Source organism: Pseudomonas sp. NPDC099000, assembly GCF_044759925.1.
Lineage (GTDB): Bacteria > Pseudomonadota > Gammaproteobacteria > Pseudomonadales > Pseudomonadaceae > Aquipseudomonas.
On sequence record NZ_JBIWAF010000058.1, the window covers coordinates 1 to 1,441 of the forward strand.

Annotated in this window: 1 protein-coding gene; it reads right to left on the reverse strand. The window is 51.8% G+C overall.

Annotation, left to right across the window (positions count from 1 at the left end):
* Nucleotides 1-34: 34 nt before the first annotated feature.
* A protein-coding gene (locus ACIQV9_RS28905; RefSeq protein ID WP_403108665.1) for an IS3 family transposase occupies nt 35-1,398 on the reverse strand; the annotation gives its coding sequence in 2 pieces (ribosomal slippage) (nt 35-933 and nt 933-1,398; 1,365 coding nt in all).
* Nucleotides 1,399-1,441: the final 43 nt, after the last annotated feature.

Consider the following 1,441-nt stretch of genomic DNA (forward strand, 5'->3'; position numbering starts at 1 on the left):
TGGTGTGCACCCCAAAAGTTGGACGATTGTGGTTCTAGGCCTGAACGGATTGAGTCCTGTATTCCACAGGGCTCATTCCGTTCAGCCTCAGCTTGATGCGCCGGTGATTGTAATAGTGGATGTAGTCCACTAGACCGGCCTGAAGCTCGTCCAGATTACTGAATTTCTTCAGGTAAAAAAATTCGGATTTGAGCGTGCCAAAGAAGCTTTCCATGGCCGCATTGTCGTAACAGTTTCCTTTGCGCGACATGCTCGCGGTGACCGAGTGCTCTTTAAGGCGTTGGTCATAAATAGGCATCCTGTACTGCCAGCCTTGGTCTGAATGCAGGATGGGTTTTTCGCCTGTTTTTAGTCGCGCAAAAGCTTTGCTAAGCATTGTCCCGACCATGCTGAACAGCGGCCGTCTGGCGATATCGTAGGAAATGATCTCGGCGTTATAGAGGTCCAGAATTGGCGATAAATACAGCTTCTGGCCTCCCACCTTAAACTCCGTGACGTCGGTTACCCACTTCTGATTGGGTTGTGATGCGTGGAAATCGCGGTTCAGAAGGTTGGGGGCGGCTCGACCCACTTCACCTTTGTAGGCGCGATACTTCTTCACACGTACGCGGCATCTGAGGCCAAGCTCAGCCATAAGGCGTTGCACTGTCTTGTAGTTGATCAAGAAACCGGCCTTGCGCACTGCCAGCGTCATGCGGCGATAGCCAAACTTGCCTTCTTCTTCGTTGAAGACCTCGCATATCTTGGCTTTCAGATCCGCATACTTATCAGCCGCCTGGAGCACTTTCTGCTGATAGTAGAACGTGCTGCGCGCCAATCCAGCGACCTTCAATAAGCCGTCGAGAGAATGCCGCTGCCTCAGTTCAATTACGAGTTGCGCTTTTTCTGTTGCGCTGCTCGTTTCTTCTGAACCAAGGCATCGAGCTTTTTTAGATAATCATTTTCCAACCGAAGTTGATTAAGTTCTGCGATCAACTCATCCCGGGAACGAGACTCATCAGGTAACAGAGGCTGAGCAGGCTCGGGCGGTTTGGGCATTTTCTTTGATCCAGTTCGTCTGGGTTGGCTGAGCAGGGAGTTTTCACCGCCCTCATCATAGCGGCGCTGCCAATCGCCGACGATGTTGAATTTCCGGATATCAAATAATGCGGCTACTTGGCGGTAAGAAAGCTGCTCTTCGCGCATACGCTTCAAGACGGACATCCTGAATTCAGCGCTGTAGTGGCGCACTTTTTTTACTTCCAGAGCGGCTGTGCCGTGCACTTGGTACGCCGCAACCCACTGGCGCAACGACGAAAAATCCACCTCGTGACGGTGTGCTACATCTCTAAGCCCCGCCTTGCCGGCGCAATAATCCTGTACCGCTGATAGCTTCGCTTGAATCGTGTACTTTCCCATGAAACACCCCATCGGTCGTGTCCAACTTTTGGGGTGCACACCA